Source organism: Rothia sp. HMSC061E04, from assembly GCF_001813685.1.
In the GTDB taxonomy this organism is placed as follows: Bacteria; Actinomycetota; Actinomycetes; order Actinomycetales; family Micrococcaceae; genus Rothia; species Rothia mucilaginosa.
The window spans coordinates 342,642-362,857 of sequence record NZ_KV813698.1 but is presented as its reverse complement, the minus strand read 5'-3'; the positions used below and the strand labels follow the sequence as shown (position 1 = coordinate 362,857).

General features: G+C 60.3%; 15 protein-coding genes and 1 tRNA gene. 7 read left to right on the top strand and 9 right to left on the bottom strand.

Going from position 1 to position 20,216, the window contains the following annotated elements; translation table 11 throughout:
- Positions 1 to 183 precede the first annotated feature (183 nt).
- Both HMPREF2927_RS04390 and HMPREF2927_RS04385 read right to left on the bottom strand, forming a co-directional pair.
- The gene (locus HMPREF2927_RS04390) at positions 184 to 1,743 is read right to left on the bottom strand and encodes a molybdopterin-dependent oxidoreductase (protein ID WP_070685876.1); all 1,560 of its coding nucleotides are present in this window, start codon (positions 1,741 to 1,743) and stop codon (positions 184 to 186) included.
- A gap of 609 nt (positions 1,744 to 2,352) precedes the next feature.
- Complete coding sequence (locus HMPREF2927_RS04385) at positions 2,353 to 3,936, bottom strand: cation:proton antiporter (RefSeq protein WP_070685874.1); 1,584 nt, start codon at positions 3,934 to 3,936, stop codon at positions 2,353 to 2,355.
- Positions 3,937 to 4,310: 374 nt separating this feature from the next.
- Here HMPREF2927_RS04385 and HMPREF2927_RS04380 point away from each other — a divergent pair, with 374 nt between their 5' ends.
- A complete protein-coding gene (locus tag HMPREF2927_RS04380) occupies positions 4,311 to 5,444 on the top strand; it encodes a hypothetical protein (protein WP_070685872.1) in 1,134 nt (377 codons plus the stop codon).
- A 177-nt stretch (positions 5,445 to 5,621) separates the two neighbouring features.
- Here HMPREF2927_RS04380 and HMPREF2927_RS04375 read toward each other — a convergent pair.
- From HMPREF2927_RS04375 to HMPREF2927_RS04355, 5 genes are all read right to left on the bottom strand, one after another.
- Positions 5,622 to 5,695: transfer RNA gene (locus HMPREF2927_RS04375), tRNA-Pro, on the bottom strand.
- Positions 5,696 to 5,804: 109 nt separating this feature from the next.
- A complete protein-coding gene (locus tag HMPREF2927_RS04370) occupies positions 5,805 to 7,667 on the bottom strand; it encodes an ABC transporter ATP-binding protein (protein ID WP_070685870.1) in 1,863 nt (620 codons plus the stop codon).
- Positions 7,667 to 9,697, bottom strand: a complete 2,031-nt coding sequence (locus tag HMPREF2927_RS04365; protein ID WP_070685868.1) for an ABC transporter ATP-binding protein — start codon at positions 9,695 to 9,697, stop codon at positions 7,667 to 7,669. The genes HMPREF2927_RS04370 and HMPREF2927_RS04365 overlap by 1 nt, the downstream gene beginning before the upstream one ends.
- Complete coding sequence (locus HMPREF2927_RS04360; RefSeq protein ID WP_070685866.1) at positions 9,697 to 10,716, bottom strand: metallophosphoesterase; 1,020 nt, start codon at positions 10,714 to 10,716, stop codon at positions 9,697 to 9,699. The genes HMPREF2927_RS04365 and HMPREF2927_RS04360 overlap by 1 nt, the downstream gene beginning before the upstream one ends.
- 40 nt (positions 10,717 to 10,756) lie before the next feature.
- Positions 10,757 to 12,901 (bottom strand): transglycosylase domain-containing protein, encoded by a 2,145-nt coding sequence (locus HMPREF2927_RS04355; RefSeq protein WP_070685864.1) that lies wholly within the window; start codon positions 12,899 to 12,901, stop codon positions 10,757 to 10,759.
- Between the two features lie 166 nt (positions 12,902 to 13,067).
- On the opposite strand from HMPREF2927_RS04355, the gene HMPREF2927_RS04350 reads away from it, so the two are divergent.
- The 3 genes from HMPREF2927_RS04350 (at position 13,068) to HMPREF2927_RS04340 (ending at position 15,101) form a co-directional block, all read left to right on the top strand.
- Complete coding sequence (locus tag HMPREF2927_RS04350; RefSeq protein WP_005504647.1) at positions 13,068 to 13,271, top strand: DUF4177 domain-containing protein; 204 nt, start codon at positions 13,068 to 13,070, stop codon at positions 13,269 to 13,271.
- 185 nt (positions 13,272 to 13,456) lie between these two features.
- A complete protein-coding gene (locus HMPREF2927_RS04345) occupies positions 13,457 to 13,939 on the top strand; it encodes a RidA family protein (protein WP_070685862.1) in 483 nt (160 codons plus the stop codon).
- Positions 13,932 to 15,101 (top strand): NUDIX hydrolase, encoded by a 1,170-nt coding sequence (locus tag HMPREF2927_RS04340; RefSeq protein WP_070685860.1) that lies wholly within the window; start codon positions 13,932 to 13,934, stop codon positions 15,099 to 15,101. Before HMPREF2927_RS04345 ends, HMPREF2927_RS04340 begins: the two co-directional genes overlap by 8 nt.
- Positions 15,102 to 15,247: 146 nt before the next feature.
- Here the strand turns inward: HMPREF2927_RS04340 and HMPREF2927_RS04335 are convergent, their stop codons facing one another.
- Complete coding sequence (locus HMPREF2927_RS04335; protein ID WP_005504653.1) at positions 15,248 to 15,925, bottom strand: Crp/Fnr family transcriptional regulator; 678 nt, start codon at positions 15,923 to 15,925, stop codon at positions 15,248 to 15,250.
- A gap of 488 nt (positions 15,926 to 16,413) precedes the next feature.
- Here HMPREF2927_RS04335 and HMPREF2927_RS04330 point away from each other — a divergent pair, with 488 nt between their 5' ends.
- Positions 16,414 to 17,592, top strand: a complete 1,179-nt coding sequence (locus tag HMPREF2927_RS04330) for a MarP family serine protease (protein ID WP_070685858.1) — start codon at positions 16,414 to 16,416, stop codon at positions 17,590 to 17,592.
- Positions 17,593 to 17,730: 138 nt separating this feature from the next.
- Here HMPREF2927_RS04330 and aroQ read toward each other — a convergent pair whose 3' ends face one another.
- Positions 17,731 to 18,171, bottom strand: a complete 441-nt coding sequence (gene aroQ / locus HMPREF2927_RS04325; RefSeq protein WP_070685856.1) for a type II 3-dehydroquinate dehydratase — start codon at positions 18,169 to 18,171, stop codon at positions 17,731 to 17,733.
- 131 nt (positions 18,172 to 18,302) lie between these two features.
- Here aroQ and nth point away from each other — a divergent pair, with 131 nt between their 5' ends.
- Both nth and HMPREF2927_RS04315 read left to right on the top strand, forming a co-directional pair.
- Positions 18,303 to 19,238 carry an endonuclease III gene (gene nth, locus HMPREF2927_RS04320; RefSeq protein ID WP_070685854.1) on the top strand — a complete coding sequence of 312 codons (936 nt, stop codon included), beginning with the start codon at positions 18,303 to 18,305 and terminating at the stop codon, positions 19,236 to 19,238.
- Positions 19,239 to 19,288: 50 nt separating this feature from the next.
- Positions 19,289 to 20,104 (top strand): NUDIX hydrolase, encoded by an 816-nt coding sequence (locus HMPREF2927_RS04315; RefSeq protein WP_070685852.1) that lies wholly within the window; start codon positions 19,289 to 19,291, stop codon positions 20,102 to 20,104.
- The last annotated feature ends 112 nt before the right edge of the window (positions 20,105 to 20,216 follow it).

The following is a 20,216-nucleotide window of genomic DNA, read 5'->3' as shown; positions in this document are numbered from 1 at the left end:
GAAACCGCCCGAGAGCTAAGGCTCCCGGGCGGTTTCTTTATGTCCTCGCGGCTTCTAGCTGCAGAAGCGAGGCGACAGTCATGAGTGCACAAAAACGGTGGCGGGCCCATGTTTCCCGCCACCGTTCTGTGCTTTATAGGGTGGTGTATCGACGGTTAGCGTCGTAGCGCCCCGTGAGGGTGCTTAGGCGCGTGCGTCGAAGTGCTGCAGACCGGAGTCCTCGCGGCTACCGCCCTGGCCATCGCCAACATCGTGGTAGTCCTTGATCCACTCAATCTTCTGAACCCACTTGACCATCTTGTAGCCGTGCATGGAGTCCGCACGCAGACGGAGCGGGCCACCGTACACATCGGGCAGGGGCTTGTCGTTCATGCCCCACGCCAGGATGGTCTCATCTTCCATTGCCATGGAGATGTCCAGGCACTCGTAGTAGGGTTCGGTCGGGCGGCCGTCGTAGGTGTGGCCCACATGGCCGAAGGAGGTCACCATAACGTAGCGTGCCTCGTCGGTCTTCTCGACCAGTGCGAGAACGTCGCGCAGGCGCACGCCCTCCCACTTGGCGATGCCGGTCCAACCCTGCATGCAGGTGTGCATGGTGATGTTGACTTCCTTGCCCAGCTGCTTGAGCTCGTCAATGCTCAGGGACTTGGATTCCTTCACCAGGCCGCCCAGCTCCAGGCGGTAGTCAACGAACTCGTGCTCCTTCAGGCGGTTCCACTCGGTGCTCTCACGCTCTGTCGGCGGGCGAGTGTTAACCCAGTGGAAGGGCGAGATGTCGGCATCGGTGAAGGTCTTCTTCTGCACCTGACGGGAGGTGATACGGTCCAGCAGGACGTTACGAATCGGCTGGGTCAGACCCCAAATGAAGGTCTGGGTGAATCGCAGGTCGCGCAGGGACCAGTACGAAGCGAAAATCCACAGAGCCACAGCGAAGACAATGCCGCCAATGAGCATGGTGACTGCCTGAGCGAACTGTGCTGCGTCCACCTCGTTGTAGGGCTTGTTCAGCATCATGTGGGCGATGTTGTACTGGGGGTGAACCACGAACACCAGCGCCACGTGAATGACGGTGAAGACGCAGTAGAACGCCATGCCCAGGAAGTGGATGGAACGTGCGGTCTGGCGGTTACGGAAGAGGCGCACGTAGCCGGGGAAGCGGCCGCAGAATGCCGGGCTCATAATCGGGCCGGTTGCAATCATCAGCGGTGCCACGATGAACACCACAGTGAAGTACATGATCTGCTGCAGAGCGTCGTACGGCTGGAAGTGCTCAATCGAGGGAATCTGGAAGCCAGCGTAAATCTGGATGGATTCCCATGCCTGCGGGATGATGTCCCAGCTGGTCGGGACGATGCGGCGCCACTGACCGGTCAGGAATAGCAGGGAGACATATACCAGACCGTTAACAATCCAGATGACGGTGACCAGCGCGTGCCATGCGCGGCCCAGACCAATCTGGGCTTTACCGGGCAGAGAAATCAGGGGAGACAGGGTGCGCTGGTCATCGCGCGCAGTAAATGCGCCGGGGGTGGTAGGGACCTTGTCCTTGGTGAACTTAAGCCACTCAGAACCCGGGGTGCAGTGGTTGTTCCAGTACAGGCGGGGGTGAGAGGCGAGAACTTCCCAACCTGAACGAATCAGGAAGCCCATCATAATGAAGTTGATAAAGTGCGTAATTCGGAGCCAGGCCGGGAAGTCCAGCTCTACGCCACCAGTGCTCGCGGTGAGGAGTAGTTGGTGCATGATATTTCCTTCGGAAATGACTGTGTGTGCAGACAATCTTTAGGATTCAGTGCGAGGCCTTTGAGATGTGAGGTTAGAAATAATTACCTTTCTGACCCATATGATCCTCCTCCGTGGTTGGGAGCCGCCGGGGGTATCGTCGCGGATACTCCCGAAAGGGGCGCCTCCCGTGTGTGAGAGGGGAGGTACTCCAGCTCCCGCTGGGGCGGAAGCGACTCTGTGTATGTATGTTGGTTTATGTGTGTTTTAGGGAAATTCCCTGTCCGCTTTCAATTTTATAGGACAAAGTGTCAGTCGTGAAAGCTAAGACACGTCATGTTCTGTAATATTTGCATAAAAAATCCGAATTTAAGGAAGATTCTCATCTTTCCGCGGTTTATAGGGTCTTTCGGGTGCAAAAAACCCACCGCAGCCTCAAGAGAGGATGCGGTGGGTTTTGATCCTATATGTGGGATGCATGTTGGTTTGCAGGGCTTTAACTGCCTGGTATTGTGTGGTTTTATAAATTTAATCCCACATAAGGTTGTGGTGACTGTAAGCGAGATACCCGCTCAAACCGGTTTGTAACCCGACCTTGAAACGCCGAAGGCAACCGTACCGTAGCCGCAGCTAGATCTCTGCAGAACCCGTATTTTCCGCAGAACCCTTACGCTTCTTTGCCTCAGCACGAGAGGCTGCTCGGGACGCAACGCTAGAACCAGCGGAAGCGCCCGTAGCCTCGGAAGAGCCGGGCTGAGCATCAGCCGGGGATTCAGATTCAGGCTGGGTCTCAGAATCAGGCTGGGTCTCAGAGCCAGGCTGGGACTTCAAACGAACCACCGGAATCATGCCCGTGGCAAGCTTCGTCTGAGCATTACGCTGAGCCTTCAACGCATTCATCTGCTCCTTACGGCTCGGCGCCTGCTGCTCCGGCTGACCAGAACCAAACACCTGACGAATACCCAACGCCCACAGCGGGAACAGCAGAACCGTCAGCGCGCCGCCGGCAACCAGCAGCGACGCCGTGGACTCCTCCAGAAGACCCGAGCTGGTCGCAACCTCCGTCACCGCCACAATAATCGGCAGACCCGCAGCCGAATACAACGCCAACTGCGCCTTCTGCGCGCGAGTAGTCAACCCCGAACGGGTATCGAAGAAATGCTCCACCAAAAGAACCGGAACGCCGCGGCACAGCAGAATACCCACCACCACGGCAAGCAGACCCAAAGGATTAGCCACCACAGCAGAGACATCAATGCCCATACCGCTGACCACAAAGAACAGCGGAATCATGAACGTAAAACCAACCACCTCAAGGCGGCGAGTTATCATATGCAAAGCCGCCGGAGGGGTCAGAGTACGCAGAATCAAGCCCGCCGCAAAGGCACCGAGCACTGCATCCAAATCAAAGAGGGCAGTGCACATGATCAGGGTCGCCAGCAGGAACATCGCAAGACGCAGAACCGTCTGACCGGTCGTATTCGCCTCCGCAGCCATAATCTGACGTAGACCCGGCACATGCGCAGACAGACGATGCGGAATCAGCGCCGTAATCACCGCAACCACCATAAACGCCAGCAACACCACAATCGCCATGCCCGGCGAACGCGAAGACAACAGCAACGAAATAGCGAAAATCGGCAGAAGCTCACCCACGGCACCGTGCACCAGCACCGCATTACCCACCGGCGTACCGGCAGCACCGTGAGACTTCAACATTGGTAGCAGAGTACCCAACGCCGTGGAACTCAACGCCACCCCCACCGCAATATACGTATTCAGCTCATGCGAGAACGACGTAATAACCGCCGCACCAGTCATACCCAAAGCAAAGCACATCACCCACGTGGTAATAGCGCTATAACCCTGACGGCTACGCAACGACGACACGTTAATCTCAAAGCCCGCAATCAAAAAGAGCATGCCCAAGCCCAGCTCCTTCAGCAGCGGGATACCGCCCTCACTGCTGGCAAGGTTGAGCATATTCGGGCCAATCAGCAGACCAAAAATGAGCAGGAAAACCACATCAGGAATCTTCTTGCCCGTCAGGCGCGAAAGAATCGGCGATAGCAACGCAACCAATGTAATCCAGAAAATGGACACAAACTGGCCGCTATCGTGGCTCGATCCCTCCGACAGAGTCGTACCCGAAGCAAGAAGAGCACCAGAAGTCCCCAAATCCGTCAAGAAAAGCGGGGAAAAAGTCGAAAACATAAAACCTCAACGTGGTGTGTGCAGGTGGGGCGCGTTTGGGACAGCAAAAGGAGCGAAATCATGCTCCCGCGGGGTTGCCCCACCTTTAAGAACGTACCAATGGTACACACCTAACCTCGTGCAACAACACTTGAACAGCACTCACCCACAGGGATAGAAGCTCCAGCCAGCAGCCGACAGAGAAACGGTATGAGAGCAAAACCTCCGCGCCACCACCCGAGCAGACACAGCTTCCACCGTTACACTTAACACCTATGCCAGCGCGTCCGGCGCACACCACCGGATGCGGCAGATACCCTGGCAGGGCACACCCCCTGGCGTAGCCCTAGCAGGGCGCACAGACTCTCAAACACGGCACTACAAGGAGCGAGGACATGGCAGCAGGGCGCACACAACCCATCCCCACCGTCAGCAGCGGGGCACGTGCCGCCTCCCTCGGAGTCACCCGACGCGACCTCGGGCTCGACCTCGCCCGCGCCTTCGCCGTGCTCAGCCTGCTCATCCCCTTCGGATACTGGCTGCAACTGATCCCGGTGTCCTGGAAGTTCTGGATCCCGCAGACCCTCGTACCGGCAGAGCCGCTCTTCGCCGCAATTCTGGGCGCAGCCGCCTGGCATTACGCACGCACCGCGAACTTCCCGCAACTCTTCGCCGGAACCATCGTGCGATTCCTCGCGCTGCTTCTGCTGGGTGTGGCACTCATGCAGGGTGCTACCTACCTGCCGCAAGCCGGCGTGACCGTACCGGCGCAGGGCTTCGCATACTCTCTGCCCTTCGACATGCTCGTGCACCTGGCGCTGCTTACCCTGCTAACCCTATTCGTCGTGCACCTGCCCCTGTGGGCGGTCGCCGTGCTGGCGGTGGTCACCAGCCCCTTCATCACCTGGACCTACACCCTCCTCATGGACGCAGCCGCTCGGGCCGACCAGTGGACCGCCATGCAGCTGCCGTTCCTCGCAAACCACGGCGTCAACCACGCGCAGAGCGCGCAACTCATCTGGGTCATGTGCCTGGGCATCGTGCTTGTGCGCCTCTACGACAACCTGCAGGCAAAGCTCGCAATCCCCGTAGTACTCGCTGTACTGGCGCTCGCCGTCTACCGCACCTTCAACCCCTACACCGAGCTGGGCTTCCTCAACAGCCCGCAGGTGCTGCTGACCCTGAACCTGGCGGCAACCCTGTACTTCTGGGCAGAATGTGCGCGACTGCTCTCCGCACAGGCGGGAATGCTCACCCCGATCGCCCGCCTGGGCCAGATGTCTCTGAGCGCCTCCATTGTGCTGAGCGGAATCATCATCTACGCAGGCCCTACCGTCAAGGCTCTCACCGTGGGCGAGCACTACATCGCCACCGGAGGCTGGGGCACCGCCGTGTACTGGAGCGCCTTCCTTCTGCTCGGCTCCGCAATTGCCCTGGGCATCTGCACCCTCTGGTCGCGCATGGCACGCTCCATTGCCGGACGCGGCCCCCTGGAGGCGATTCTCGCCCTCATCTCCGGGCGCGGCTAACCGAACCTGAACTCAATACGAAAGCGACCCCCTCGCCCGCGTTCCTGCGCGGGTAGGGGGGTCGCCTCTATATACTCAATATCTGCAGCAGAATCTGCGCCGGAGTCTGCCTAGGAGTCTGTAACAGAAATACTGCGGATACGACAAAGCCCCGGTCCAGCGGACCGGGGCTAACTGTCGGGATGACAGGATTTGAACCTGCGACCTCGTCGTCCCGAACGACGCGCGCTACCAAGCTGCGCCACATCCCGATGTTGACCTATCAGCGAATACCGTAGGCAACTCACCTAGGATAGCCCAAAAAAATTCAGAACGCAACACAGTGGCACGCCACCGGTCGGGGAGGGGCAAATAAAGTTCCTAGGCTTCAGCCTCATGAACCTGATTCAGCTCATCCCAGGAGGCGTACATCGCCGCAAAACGACCGCCGGAGGCAATCAGCTGCTGCGGGGAGCCATCCTCCACCACGGAGCCCTCATGAATCACCAGCACACGATCAGCGCCCAGAACCGTCGAGAGGCGATGCGCAATCACCAGCGCCGTACGCCCCGCCAACACGGTACGTAGCGCCGCCTGCACCGCACGCTCACTCGGAATATCCAGCGAAGCCGTCGCCTCATCCAGAATCAGCACCCGCGGGTTCGCCAAGAACACGCGAGCAAAGGACACCAGCTGACGCTGACCCGCCGACAGGGTAATACCGCCACGGCCCAGCTGCGACTCGTAGCCCTCACGCAGACGCTCAATGAACGCGTCAGCACCCACCGCCTTCGCGGCAGCCTTCACCTGCTCATCGGACGCCTGCGGGTTACCCATGCGGATATTCTCCAGAATCGACGCGGAGAACAGAAACACCTCCTGGGTCAGCATGAGCACCTCACGGCGCAGCTGCCCATCCGCCAGCTGGCGGACATCCACGCCGTCAATACGCACCTGACCGGCTGAAACATCGTAGAAACGAGCCACCAGCTTAGCGATAGTCGACTTACCGGCACCCGTAGCACCCACCAGCGCCACGGTCGTACCCGGCTCAATGCGCAGGGTCGTCTCCTTCAACGCGTGACGATCCGATGTGTACCCAAAGACCGCCGAATCCAGCTCCACGAGGGCACCGTGAATCGTGCCGGACGCGCCCTCAGCGGTACCGGTAGCAGACTCTACAGCGCGCTCATGCGGATGCTCCGGCTCAGCAACCTCCGGCTCCTCAGCCAAGAACGAGGACAGCTTCTCCAACGCGGACATCGCCGACTGGAACATGTTGTAGAACTCAGAGAGCTGCATGACCGGCTCAAACACGCGGTTCGCGTAAATCACCAGCGCCAGCAGAGTACCGATCTGCATGGTGCCGCCCAGCACCGCATAACCACCCAGCACTAGCGCACCGGCAATAAACACATTGCCCAAAAGCATCAGCACGGGCGAGTAGACACCAAAAATCTTAATCGAATCCATCACCGCAAGGCGGTAACGCTCCGACGCCTGAGCGTACTCATAACGCATCTGCGCCTCCGCACCAAACGCCTTCACCGCGCGGATGCCCGTAAAAGTCTCCACAAAACGGCTCGTCAAATGCGCAGACTCGGTACGCATCGTGCGGAAAACCGGCACCGCGGTCTTCTGGAACCAGCGCGTCAAGAAGTAAATCGGCACGCCCAAGACCAGCATGAACAGACCAATACGCCAATCCAGAAGGAAAATAGCGACCGCAGAAATCACCATGGACAGCAAGGTAATCGCCAACTGGCTGATGCCGCTATCCAAGAAGCTGCGGACCGTATCAATATCGCTAGTCAGACGCGAAATGACCTTGCCCGAGGTGTACCGCTCATGGAACGACACGCTCAGCGACTGCGCGTGACGGAACACCCGCTTACGCAGGTACACCACCACACCCAGCGACACACGTACCGTGTACGCCACGTTGACCCACGAGAAGATCGCGGTCACCGCGGTAGCCGCCACAAAAAACGTCAGCAGGGTCAGCAGAGGAGAAACATCACCCTGCCTGAGCGGCTCAATGGAACTATCCAAAACGCGGGCAATCAGAATCGGCGCAACCGCCGAGGAACCCGAGACCAAAAGCACCGAAATAATCGACAGAGCCAAGGCCCCACGGTGCGGGCGCAGCATCTGGCGTAGCAGAGCCATCGAGCGTTCACGGGTCTCCGCGCGCTCCTGCGGGCTCATCTGCTCCCGCGGCTCCGCCGGACGATGATGGGCCATTAGCCCTCCTCCATCGTCATCAGCTGACGGTACTGTTCCGAAGAGTCCATCAGCTCAGCGTGAGTGCCCTCAGCGACCACAGCACCATCAACCATCAGTAGCACGCGGTCCGCCAACGCGACGGTGGAGGGGCGGTGCGCCGTCAACAGGGTCGTAGCGCCGCCCAGGCCCTCCAGACCCTCGCGCAGACCGGTAATAATACGTTCCTCAGTGTTCACATCCAGCGCCGAGAACGGGTCATCCAGCAGCAGCACGGAGGGGCGCTTCGCCAAAGCGCGCGCCAACGACAGACGCTGACGCTGACCACCCGAAAGGCTCAGACCCTCCTCACCAATGACGGTATCCAGACCCTGCGGAAGCTCCGCCACGAAATCGCACGCAGCCAGCTGCAACGCGGTCTGGAGGGTCGCCTCCAGCTCTTCTGCGGCAGGGTAGTCCTCATCCTCGGTGCCGCGCTCGTACTGCTCAGCAACGCCCATCAGCACGTTCTCGCGAACCGTGCCGGAGAAAAGCACCGCCTCCTCAAAGACGAACGCGGTCTGGGTGCGCACCTCCTCAATGGACATGTCGGCGGTATCTCGGGTGCCAAAACGCAGGGAACCGGAGGTTGGCTCGTAGAAACGCGGAACCAGCGACAGCACGGTCGACTTGCCGCTACCGGTTGCACCCACCAGCGCCAGAATCTCACCCGGGAAGACCTTGAAGTTTACGTCCTTCAGCACGGAAACCTCGGGTGCCTTCACCTCAGAGTTTGCGCCGGTATCCTCTGCAGAAACAGGTGCTTCGGCAGCGTCGTAGCTGAACTGGACGTGATCGAAAGTGACAGACACTGCGCCACCGCTGGGGTACTGCATAGTTTCCTTCCCGGAGCCGCCCTCGGCAGACACTCCAGCTAGTGTTGACGAATCAGAAGCACCCTGCGGATGCTCGGGCCCAGACACAGCCTCGGAGCCACGAACCAGCGGTACCGCCTCAAAGCCGGGCTCATCCATAACCTCGTTGTGGCGTTCCAACGCCACCTTATAGCTCAAATAGGCAGACATCAGCGCGGTCGAGCGAGTCACATGGCTGAGTACGGTCGTCTGCACCGCAAAGTAGGCGGTCATCGCGCCCAGGCTCAAGGTGCCCGCCGCAACCTGCGAGGCGCCCACAGCCAGCGCCACCGCCGTGGAGACACCCACAATCAGGCCCTGGTACAGGGCAACACGAGCCACCAGCATCGACCTGCCGTACTCGCGCACCTGCAGGGCATCTACCGACTCGGAATATTCCTGAATCTGCTCGGGGGAGCGGCCCAGCGCCTTAATCACGCGGATGCCGCGCACCGACTCCTCAATGCGGGTGGAGAGGTCGCCCGTCATCTGCTGAATCTCATGCGAGGCGCGGTAGTACTTGCGGGTGAAGTTCACCAGTGACAGCACCAGAATCGGCACGGTCACCACGAACACCAGCGCCAGAGACGGCGAAGAACGCAGCATGAAGAAGCCACCGACCAGGAACATCACCACAACAGTCAGCATCTGAACAATACCGAAAGACAACCAACGGCGAATCGTCCCCAAATCGCTCATGGAGCGGGTCAGCAACTGACCGGAGGGCCAACAATCCAGCAGAGAAAGCGGGGCGCTGAGCAGACGGTCAAAGAAGTTCATGCGCATAGACAGCTCAATCGTGGAGGTCGGGTCCACAATCAGCCAGCGCCTCCAATACATGAAGGAGGCATGCGCAATACCCAGCAGAAGCACCAGGCCACCGGCAATCCAGATGGCGCTCTCGGTGGTGCTCTGCGAGAGATGATCCACAATAATCTGCAACATCTGCGGGATGGAAATCTCAAGGGCACCGGCACCGAACGCCACGAGCAGGCCCACGCCCCAGCGCACACGAATCGGACGCGCATACGCGGCGAGGGTGCGCGGGGCACGCTGACCGTGCGCGTAGTCGATCGGGTCGGGGGTCGGTTCGCTCGCCGTCTCCAGGAAAGGATTACGGCGGCGCTTAGCCGTGTGTGCTGTAGAAGCCTCAGACATTAGAGACGACCACCCGCTGCGGTAGCGGAGGCACCCTGCTCCTGACCACGAGCTGTGAGGGTCACCAGGATCGCCTCCGGCGGGCAGAACAGACGGACCGGCGCAAAACGAGAGGTGCCCAAACCGGCAGAAACCTGAACCGGAATACCGGACTGCTTACTGACACCCTTCGCACGCGAAGGCGGCAAATCGCAATTGCTGACCAGGGCGTGACCGCCGGGTAGGCAGACCTGACCGCCGTGCGTATGACCGGCAAAAATAGCCTGTGCACCGTCCTGCACGAAGCGATGCAGAGTACGCATGTAGGGGGCGTGCGCCACGCCGATACGGACGCTCGGCTCGTGCCCCTCATCGAAAGCGCCGGGGGCGAATCCGGGGTGCTCATCGTAACGCAGGTGCGGGTCATCCACGCCGGAGAACTCCAGGCGCAGACCCTTGAGGTTCAGTGTGTCGTAGCGGTTAATCAGGCCCGTCCAGCCGCGCGACTCGAAGGCGTCGTGCATCCGCTCAATGGGCAGGGCTACACGCGAGCCTTCCTCAATCATCTGCGGGGTGCGCGGCTGCCACAGGTAACGTGCCGGGTTCTTGAACACTGGCGCGAAATAGCAATTCGAGCCGGGCACAAATACGCCGGGGAAGTCCATGAGCGGGTTGAGCGCCTCCAGTAGCGGGCCCATACCGTCCACGTGGGAAAGGTTATCGCCCGTATTCATCACCAAATCTGGCTCCAGTGCAGCCAGCGAGTGCATGAAGTCAATCTTCTTCTGCTGGCCCGGAATCATGTGCATATCCGAAATATGCAGAATCCTAAAGTCAGGGCTACCGGCGGGCAACACCGGCAGGGACTCGGTGCGGAGCTGAAAATTGTTCAGCTCAATAAAGTGCCCATACGCCGCCGTGGCGGCCCCCAAGGCTGCAGTGGCGGCTACCGCCCCCGCTACCTTCTTCAGGAGCGGGGAGGAGCCGCGTGCGCCGGGGACCGCCACGGGGACGCGGGCGTTGACTGCGTTTTCACACATTATCAATCGCCTTTCAGGCTTCAGTTGATGAGCTGTGATTCTAGCTGTACGACAGAATCTTATCGCTGGGGGTGGTGAAGTCCTTCGTGTTGTACTTCGGAGCTATCGTCTTCATGAACGACTGCCACTGTGCACCCGCGTAGGTTGCACCATCGACATACTCGAGGACTCGACCGTTAATGCCCACACCGTTCAGGGAGCGGAAGCCGAGGTTGTTAGAACCAACCCAAGACGCGGTAGACAGGCCACGAGTGTAGCCAACCTGCCAGGTCTGGGAGGAGTTATCGTTCGTACCGGTCTTCGCAGCCGAACCGTTCGGCAGACCAATACCGCGCTGAGAAGCGGAACCGCCAGGCTGGATAACGCCCTTCAGAACCCAGCTGACACCGTTCGCGATGTCCGGATCCAGGACCTGCTCGCACTGGTTCTGGTATTCCTTCATGGTTTCACCGTTGGTCTTGGTGATCTTCTCAATGGGGCGCGGGGTGCAGTACTTACCCTCAGAAGCGAAGATAGCGTACATGGACGCGCTGGTCAGCGGGGAGATACCGTACTTGGTACCACCAATGTTGGTACCCAGATCGGGGATGCTGTGCAGCGGTTCGCCGGTACCGTCCAGGGCGTGCATCTTGACAGACAGGTCGTGCACATCGCACAGGTCAATCTGGGAGAGCATGCCGTACAGGTACGAGTTCAACGACTGGCGAATACCGTACGCAGCGGTACCGTAGGTCAGACCGCCGTTGACTGCGTTCTTGTAGGACCAGCCGTTCGGCTGACCGGTGTAGTAGTACTTACCGCCGTCGTAGCACTTGGCGTTCCAACCGAAGCTGGTGGGCCAGAACAGCTGGGTACCGTTCACGGTAGCGTTAGCGCCGCGGCCGCTGATGAGCCACTGTGCCAGAATAATCGGCTTGAACGTCGAACCGGGCTGGAAGCCGCGGGTACCACCGTAGGCGCTGTCAACGTTGTAGTTGTACTCGGTCTTGGAGTGGTCGTTTGCGTCTGCGGGGCTACCGAGCTCGGTGTTCTGTGCCATCGCGATGACGCGGCCGGTGCCGGGCTCAACACTGGTCAGCGCGGAGTTCACGTCGTTCCAGTTGGTTGCAGCCGGCTGGGTGGAGTCCACAGCCTGCTTTGCCGCGGTCTGAGCCTCGGGGTTCAGGGTGGTAACCACCTTCAGGCCGCCACGCTTAATTGCGGTGTTACGCAGCTCAGCGGTTGCGCCGAGGGACTCATCCTGCAGCAGGTAGTTGACCACGTAGCGGCAGAAGAATGCCTTATCACCTGCCAGGGAGCAACCCTGGGACTTGGGCTTGACGTTGAGCTTAATGTCGCTGGAGATAGCGTCGCTGTATTCCTTATCGGTAATCTTGCCGTCGCGGAGCATGGTGCCCAGAACGATGTCGCGGCGTTCACGGGCGAGTTCGGGGTTCACAGTCGGGTCGTACACGTTCGGTGCCTGCACCAGACCGGCAAGAAGCGCGGACTGTGCCACGTTCAGGTCCTTAGCGGAAATACCCCAGTAGTACTGTGCAGCAGCCTCAACACCGTAGTTCGAACCGCCAAGGTTCACGATGTTCAGGTAGCCTTCAAGGATTTCGTCCTTGGACTTGTTCTGCTCCATAGAAATCGCAAGCTTCATCTCGCGAATCTTTGCGGCGTAGGTCTTGTTACCGTTCAGGGTTGCGGTAGCATCCTCACCACGAGCCACAGCGGAGTCAACAATGAGGTTGTTAACGTACTGCTGGGTCAGGGTGGATGCACCCTGACGGCGGCCGCTGTTGGAGTTAATGATGTTGTTCAAGAACGCACGACCGATACCGATAGCGGAGACAGCACCGTGGTTGTAGAAGTCACGGTCCTCCACCGAGACGATAGCGTCCTTCATGTGCTGAGAAATCTGATCCAGCTTGACCGGTTCACGGTTCTCTTCGAAGAAGGTCGCGATTTCGGTCTTGCCGTCAGCAGCGTAAATAGTAGAAGGACGGGAGGAGATGCCATCGGCAATGTCGTCAGGAAGGTCCTGGAACCATGACATCGACGCGTTCGTGACCATACCCAAGCTCACGGCAGGGGGTACGACAATGATTGCCGCGAGGAAACCGGCAATCACGCTGAACGCGAGGAACTGCAAAAAATCTCCCGGACGGCGACGCGAACGGGTTTTCTTAGATGAAGCCATTCATTCAGTTTATCCCATGAAACTGTGAGAAGAAGCCCGTCGCGGCACCCCATAGGGGCGCGGGTGCCTCAGCCCTGAGAGTAAAGCCCCCAAAAGCGCCGGACATTGACCGAAACCATAGTAAATCCCTTTTACTTATTCGACCCTGAAAGCTAGTCTAGAGGGTATGAAGAAATGGGAATACGCAACTGTACCGCTGATGATCCACACGACCAAGGCAATCCTCGACAACTGGGGTGAAGACGGCTGGGAGCTCGTAACCGTTCTCCCCGGCGCATCCGCACCTGCTGGCGCAACCCCCGCGTCGAACATGGTCGCTCCGACTCAGGGCAACCCCATCGCCTACTTTAAGCGCGAGAAGGCTGACTAAGAGCAGCGTACCCGGCGGTCACCTCGCTATTCCGACTCTCCTATAACTATGGGAGTGCGGGAATAGATGAGGAAGGCCGCCGGTTAGCCGTTTAACAGCTGCCTGAATATCAGTAGCGTTTAAATTTACGGCGTTTCCCCTATCACTGTTTGGGTGCCAGCACCCGCCATCCTTCTGGAGTAATCATGCCTGAATCCCGTATTGAAGCACGTATCCGCGAACTCGGTTACGAACTGCCCGTAGCACCCGCCCCCGTTGCAGCCTACGTTCCGGCTGTTACCTCTGGCTCCTACGTGTACACCTCCGGTCAGCTGCCCTTCGTCGACGGCGCCCTGCCCGAAACCGGTAAGGTGTCCGACTCCGGCGCTGAAGGCTTCGTGACCCCCGAGGCCGCTAAGAAGTACGCGGGTATCTGCCTGCTCAACGCCCTGGCAGCAGTCAAGTCCGTTATTGGCGACCTGGACCGCGTGCAGCGCGTCGTGAAGGTTGTCGGCTTCGTAGCATCCGAGGTGAACTTCACCGCTCAGCCCGCCGTCATTAACGGCGCCTCCGAACTGCTCGGCGAAATCTTCGGCGAGGCAGGCCAGCACGCCCGCTCCGCTGTCGGTGTTCCCGTCCTTCCCCTCGATTCGCCCGTAGAGGTCGAGATCATCGTTGAGTATGTCTAAGCTGTACACCGGCGCTCTGCCGCTGTCTGCTATTCGTGCTGCCCAAGGTCAGCGGGCAGCGCAGGACGCTCCTGAGAAGACTGCACACACCGAATCCGTACAGGACAACGGCACCGCCCAAAACATCAAGACTCTACCCCTGCCGGTGCAGGAACGCCGCTTCGGCACTCCCACCCCGGCTGAGGGCGTGGAACGCCCCCGCGTGTTCACCGGCCGTCAGTCAGGTCCGCGCACCGCCTCCATTCAGCGTCTCTACACGATTCCCGAGTTCATGCGCACCGCCGCCGAAAGCTGGCGTGCAGGCGGTAGCGAATGCACCGTCGGCTGTACGATGCGCCAGGCGGCATCCGTTATTTTTGTGCGCGATGGCGACAACGGCCTCGAAACGATTCTGACCTACCGTCCCGGCACCTCCCCGCTGGGCGTGGTGGCTTTCCCCGGCGGTACGGCTCTTCCCGGTGACGATGAGTCCGCCTCCTGGGTGGGCCCCGGTGCCGACTATTGGCAGGATCAATTCCACTTCTCCGATATTGCTCAGGCACGCCGCAGCGTCATGGCTGCCGTGCGTGAATCCTTTGAAGAGACCGGCATTCTGCTCGCTGGTGAGGACGAACAGGACGTCGTGGAGCGCTCCAGCACCCCTGAGCTCATGGCGTGGCGTGAAGCGGTTGCCGAGCAGGACAAGAGCTTCTCTAACTTCTTGACCTCCAGCGGTCTGAGCGTGCGCGCCGACCTGTTGCGTCCGGTCGCGCGTTGGCAGTCCCCGGACTTCTTCCTCAAGCGCTACGATATCGCCTACTTCACCACGGCGTTGCCCGTCGGCCAGGACCCGAAGCTACTGCTCGGTAAGGGCGTGTGGGGTGACTGGTTGAACGTGCGTGAACTGCTCGAAGCCAAGGACACCAGCGAACTGGGTGACCGCATCGGCCAGCCCAACACGGTGGGCCGTACCCTCGACCAGCTCATTACCCCCGGCGTGATGTGCATGCTCGAATCCCTGGCAAAGGCCCAGACTTCCGTGGCCTGGCTGTCCAAGCGCCGCAATATTGAGGTGAAGAAGCCCGTGCTCGTCACCCACAACGGTGCGTGCATGCTCTCCTTCACCGAGGTGGTTCCGGCTACCACCGGTTCCATGTACACCGGCGCAACGGGCGTGCTCTAAGAGGGTAGTGCATCCGCTCGCTCGTACGATGAAGCGTTAAATAAATCAGGAGCCGTTTCCCCATGCAGAGGGAAACGGCTCCTGATTTATTTAAGCTGTGCGTCTTTCAACGAGGGCGTCCTAGAATGCCCTAACTCAAAGAGACCTTAGCGGGAACGCTGGCGCAGGCGGGGCAGGTCCAGAATGACAACTGCGCGTGCCTCTAGGCGGATCCAGCCGCGAGAAACGAACTCGGCAAGAGCCTTGTTCACGGTCTCGCGGGATGCGCCAACCAGCTGTGCCAGCTCTTCCTGAGTCAGCTCGTGAGCAACGAGCACACCGTCGGTTGCGGGGCGGCCGAAGCGGTCAGCCAGGTCCAGCAGCGCCTTAGCGAGGCGGCCGGGAACGTCGGAGAAGACCAGGTCAGCCAGTGCCTCGTTAGCGTGGCGCAGGCGGCGAGCCAGAGTCTTAATTACCTGATCGGAAATCGAGGGATCCAGCTGCTGCGCGCGCTTGAAGGATTCGTGCTTGATGGCAGCCAAGCGGGTCTCAGAAACAGCGACAGCGTTGGTCGAACGGGGCGAGGGGTCGAAGAGGGCCATCTCGCCGAAAACATCACCGGGACCCATAATCGCGACCATGTTCTCGCGGCCGTCAGCGGCGGTGCGGCCCAGCTTGACCTTACCGGAGAGCACAGCGAAGAGCTGGTCGTCCTGGTCACCCTCGTAGAAAAGGACGGCGTTGCGGGAGAGGTCAATCTCCTGAATGTCATCGGTCAGCAGAGCGAAAGCTGCGTCGTCGAGGTTAGCAAAGAGAGGGGTACGACGGAGGATCTCGAGATCCATAAAGTTCTCCTAGATATGAGGTGATGAGCCGAAACTCGTAAATGTTCAGTGAGTGAGCCCGAACCGGTGTCATGCGTCTCAACATCTGAAATGTGAGAAGGCTCAAGCTAGTGTGACATATTCAACTGATATGAGCGTACCCTAAAAAAGCTGTTTGTGCATTCCGATAGGGCAAGCTTTACAGCAAAAGTTATTTCTTCCGAGAAAATTCAAAGCTTACCCACAGGTTCAGCACCTAATATCAGGCATTCAGGTGTGTACTTTTTTCGGTACCAAGCACGCAGACACCCTCATGACCAGGAGGCGCACCGCCTCCACACGCGGTACGATGCGACGAGGCAGAAACCCGGTCCCAAAAACCCCGGGAACACAAGCCCGCCGCACCCACCACTGGGTGTTAACGCGCCGCCACACTCACCGGGCACAGCCCGCACCAACCACAATGGGCACACTGTGACCACTTCTACCCACCAAGGAGGCAATTAGTCGTGACGACTGGCATCAACCTGCTTGATATTGCTATCCCCATCATTCTGCTGCTCTACTTCCTCGCCGGAGTCCGTAGCGGATTCTTCACTACCCTCGGAACCTTCCTCGGCCTGGGTCTGGGCGTCTGCGCCGCAGCCTGGCTCGTGCCCCTTGCCGTGGCATCCGTGGGATCACAGTGGAGCCTCATTACCGCCGTCGGCGTGCTCGTCATCTGCCTGACCATCGGACAGTGGCTCGGTATCCTTGCCGGGCGCACCATCCGCCGCGTCACTGACATCACCCCGCTCAAGGGCATTGAACGCTTCTTCGGCGGCGTGCTGAATCTCGCCGCCTGTGCCCTGGTCATGGTCGTGCTGACCATCTCCATGCGCACCGTACCCATCCCGCAGCTCAACACTGCGCTCAGCGACTCCAAGACCCTCTCCTGGATGGTCGCCTCCACCCCCGAGGTCGTCAAGGACCGCATCAACACGGTACGCAATGACGTGCTCGCCTTCGGAACCATTCCCGAAGTCAGTCAGCTCATCGCCCCCGAAACCAGCGCCCCCACCGAGACCGTAGAATCTGCGGCACTGAACCGGGCGGCTGCCTCCGTGGTTGAGATCCTGGGCGCCGCCGAGCAGTGCGGCTACACCTCCACCGGCTCCGGCTTCGTGGCGGACAACGGCCTGGTCGTCACCAACGCCCACGTGGTCGCCGGCGTGACCTCCCCGGTCGTGCAGGACTCCCGCGGCCGCACCTGGCCCGGCACCGTCGTCTACATGGACACCGAACAGGACATCGCCTTCATCAGCGTTCCCAAGCTACCGCTCGAACCGCTGACCATCGGCACCAACGCCACCGCAGGCAGCCTCGTAACCTTCATGGGCTACCCCAAGGGCGGCCCGTTCAAGGCACTGCCCGCCACTGTGCAGGGCATTGGCAACACCCAGGCCATCGACGCCGACACCGGCCGCGCTAACGCCATGCGCCAGGTCTACCAGCTGGCAGCCGACGTGCAGCACGGCAACTCCGGCGGCCCCGTCCTCGATGAAAACGGCAACGTGGTCGGCGTGATCTTCGGTAGGGCAACCACCGGCCAGACCGGCTACGCCATCACCGCAAGCACCCTCAAGCAGGCACTGGCCGAAGGCGGCGACAACACCGCCGCAGTCTCCACCGGCACCTGCCGCAAGTAACTAGTTGCTAGATAGCGATAAAAGTTCAGGCTCCCGCCCTCACACGAGGAACGGGAGCCTGAACTATTTAACGAAAGGAGGCGGCGCGCTGTTATTCCGCGAAGCGCTGGGCTATTCCGCCAAATGCTGCACTGTTATTTATTCCGCAAGATGCTGTGCCAGGAAATCAACCGCCATGACATAGCCGTACGCACCCGCACCGGCAATCACCGCGGTAGCCTGCGGCGACACAAACGAATGATGACGGAACTGCTCACGACGATGCACATTCGACAGATGCACCTCAACCACCGGAATCTCAGCCGCCTCCAGCGCATCGTGCAGTGCCACCGAAGTGTGCGTGTACGCCGCCGGGTTGATAATAATCGCCGCGCCACGAGTACGAGCACGCTGAATCTCATCCACCAGCGTACCCTCATGATTCGACTGCATAAACTCAACATCAAAACCATGATCCGCCGCGTGCTCACGCACCATACGCTCAATATCGTGCAGAGTGGTGTAGCCGTACACCTCGGGGCGGCGCTGCCCAAGCAGGTTCAAATTCGGTCCGTTAAGCACAAAAATCGTATCTGACATAAAACCAGTGTGGCACAGTGAGTGCCCGCCAAGTGCTAGCCGGCGCGAACTGCCCAGAAAATGATGAGAGGCGGGCCAAGTACGGTGAACCTCGCTACCGCCCACACGGCCAAGCCCGGTACCCTCGCGCTATGACCGAGAACGCCACCCGCACCGAAATAGAGAACACCGCGGCAGAAAATAACGCGGCTGAGAACACCGCTGCAGAGAACACCCAATCGCTCCTGCAGATTCGATTCGTTCCCGAATTCAAAGCCGCAGCCGCCGCACGCCGCCTCAACGCACGCGCACCCGAAAGCCACCTCGCCACCGTGCGCCGCGCCCGCAAAATCAACCGCATCCTCGGCGAAACCTACCCCTACGCCGTCGCAGAACTCGACTTCGACAACCCCTTCGAACTACTCATCGCCACCGTGCTCTCGGCACAAACCACCGACGTGCGCGTCAACTCCGTCACCGGTGCACTCTTCGCACGCTACCCGGACGCCGCCGCGCTCGCCTCCGTACGTACCGAAGAGGTCGAACCCTACATTCAGTCCCTCGGCTTCTACCGCGCCAAGGCACGCTCCATCGTCACCCTCTCCCAGCAGCTCGTAGAACGCCACAACGGGCAGGTGCCCTCAACCCTCGACGAGCTCGTAGAACTCGCCGGAGTTGGCCGCAAAACCGCGAACGTGGTCCTCGGAAACGCCTTCGACGTGCCCGGACTGACCGTAGACACCCACTTCGGCCGCCTCGCCCGCCGCATGGGATTCACCACCGCAGACGCCCCCAAGACGGTCGAAAAAGACGTCGCCGAACTCATCGAACGTAAAGACTGGACGTTCTTCTCACACCGCATGGTCTACCACGGCCGCCGCATCTGCCACGCCAAAAAGCCCGCCTGCGGCGTATGCCCCGTCGCCGACCTCTGCCCGTCCTATGGCGCCGGGGAGACGAACGAACAGGCAGCACGTAAACTCATGAAATACGAAATGGCACCCGGCCGAGAAGACCTGCACCTGCGATTCCTGCAGGGCGCAACCCGCCGCGAACTCATGGCAGAAGGCTACCCGCTCAGCGCCTAACGGTGGCTGAGCCGAACCGGAATGCAGCCGCGCAGAAGAGAGGTACACAGATGAGCGCACCCGAGCAGTCGATACAACCCGAACTGGCGCGATCCGAACCGGTGCAACCCGAACCGGCGGGGCAGGACGCACAGCACCCCGCCCAGCAGGCACTGGCAGCTCTCGCAGAGGGCGGCGTGGAATTCGATGTCCAAGCCCTACTACGCAGCGCACCCGCCAGCCCCCTGAGCAAAGAAGCCGCCGTGCTGATCCTCTTCGGCGTGCTCGACAACTCGCCCTCCACCGGCGAATTTGACGGCTGCCCCGACAACGTCAGCGCCGACCTGGACGTACTGCTCCTCGTGCGTGCCGCAACCCTGCGCTCACACGCCGGTCAGCCCGCATTCCCCGGCGGCAAAATCGACCCCGAAGACTACGCGCTTGCCGAGTCCACGGGTGAACCCGTCGCCCACATCGCCGCCCTGCGCGAGGCGGTCGAAGAAACCGGGCTCGATCCCGCCGGCGTGCAGGTCCTCGGCCAGCTGCGCACCCTGCCGCTACCCATCAGCAACTTCATGGTTACCCCCGTCATCGGCTGGTGGAACAGCCCCGTGCCCGTCGAGGTCGTCGACCACAACGAATCCGCGCTCATCGCCCGCGTGCCCGTGCGCGACCTGCTCAACCCCGCCAATCGGCACACCGCCTACGTCAAGCGCGGCCGCACCTCACACCGCACCCCCGCCTTCGAGGTGCGTATGCCCGGCGGCGAAGAATTCACCGTCTGGGGATTCACCGCAATTCTGCTTGACCGGATCTTCGACTCGCTCGGCTGGACCGTGCCCTGGGACAAGAAAAAGATGCGCCCGGCACCCGGCTACGAGGAGTAAAGCTCTTCGCGGAATAAACACTTGACTAGCGGATACAGGGTGCGGATAGGGGCGGCAGGTAGCTTGAATGAAGCTACCCGCCGCCCCTATTTTTGTCTCTATTTTGCCCGCA